1 protein-coding gene is annotated in these 1,234 nt (G+C 63.2%); it reads right to left on the reverse strand.

From position 1 onward, the window contains the following. Positions 1 to 17 precede the first annotated feature (17 nt). Positions 18 to 989 carry an IS110 family RNA-guided transposase gene (locus tag XcodCFBP4690_RS22095; RefSeq protein ID WP_104544391.1) on the reverse strand — a complete coding sequence of 324 codons (972 nt, stop codon included), beginning with the start codon at positions 987 to 989 and terminating at the stop codon, positions 18 to 20. Positions 990 to 1,234: the final 245 nt, after the last annotated feature.

Consider the following 1,234-nt stretch of genomic DNA (forward strand, 5'->3'; position numbering starts at 1 on the left):
AGATACCGTCTTGCCCCTCACCTGGCAAGGGCTTTCTGTGGGTCAAATGCGGTGCCCGATTTGAGGACGCCATAGACCAGATGCAGCAGCTTGCGCATGGCGGCGCAGACGATCTGCTTGCCGTGTTTGCCGCGTGCATGCAGACGCTGTTTGAGCGCGGTGATCACCGGGTTATGACGTATGGCGACCAGGGCTGGCATGTACAGTCCGGCGCGCAGCCGCGCCGAGCCGGTGCGGGAGATGCAAACCTTGCCCTGATACCTGCCTGATTCGTGCAGGCGCGGGTTCAGGCCGGCGAAGGCCGTCACCGCGCCCGCGTCGGCGAAGCGGCTTACCGGGCCCAGCTCGGCCAACAGCAGCGCAGCGCTGATGTCGCCGATCCCGTTGATACTGGTCAGCAGATGACGCTGCTGACGCAGGTCCGGGTCTTGGTCGATGTGATCGTCGATGGCCTGCTGGATCTCGTTGATCCGGGCTTGTAGATGCGCGATCAGCCCCTGGATCGAGGGTTGCACGTCTGCGGGGGCAACCTCCAGCCGGTTGCGTTCCATCAGCAGCATCTCCAGCAGGTCATCGCGGCGACGCACCAGCGCCTTGAGCGTCTTCAGGGCCGGTGGATCGGGCTGCCAGGCGCGCAGCTGGTCGCGATGGCGCAGCCCGTAACTGGCGATCAGCTTCGCATCGCTGCGGTCGGTCTTGACCCGCCGCAACTGGCTGCGCGCATACAGCGCCACCTGCGCCGGATTAAGCACGCACACCCGATAGCCGCACTCGTGCAGGAACTCGGCAAGCGCTTCGTGATAGCTGCCGGTGGCCTCCATCACCACCCAGCTATCCGGCTGCGCGTGGGTGCGCAGCCACGCGTGCAGGGCAGCAAATCCCTTGGGATCGTTGGCAAGCTTGGCCTTGGTGCGGTGCTTGCCATTGGCCAGCTCGATGGCCAGATCCACGCTGTGTTTGGCGACGTCGATGCCCACGATGGGGGACATGGAAACCTCCTGAAATCAGATGGACGACGATCAGCGCTGGTCCAGGTCCTGCCTTGTGATGCGAGTTCACGCCTGTGGCGGACTCTTGATACCGTCCGGACACCGAGGGCCAGCAGTTGCAGATGCAGAGCCGATCTACGATACAAGCTCGAGGCTTAAGGAGCGCATGGGCTTCTTGCATCTGCTCCGATGATCAGTCGGAAGACATAACGCTGTTAGGCGACCATGTCCAGATACAAGGAGCG

Source organism: Xanthomonas codiaei (genome assembly GCF_002939785.1).
Lineage (GTDB): Bacteria > Pseudomonadota > Gammaproteobacteria > Xanthomonadales > Xanthomonadaceae > Xanthomonas > Xanthomonas codiaei.

Bases quoted from the DNA above. Each gene is read 5' to 3' on its own strand.
- XcodCFBP4690_RS22095 (WP_104544391.1), bottom strand. From the start codon at position 989: ATGTCCCCCATCGTGGGCATCGACGTCGCCAAACACAGCGTGGATCTG.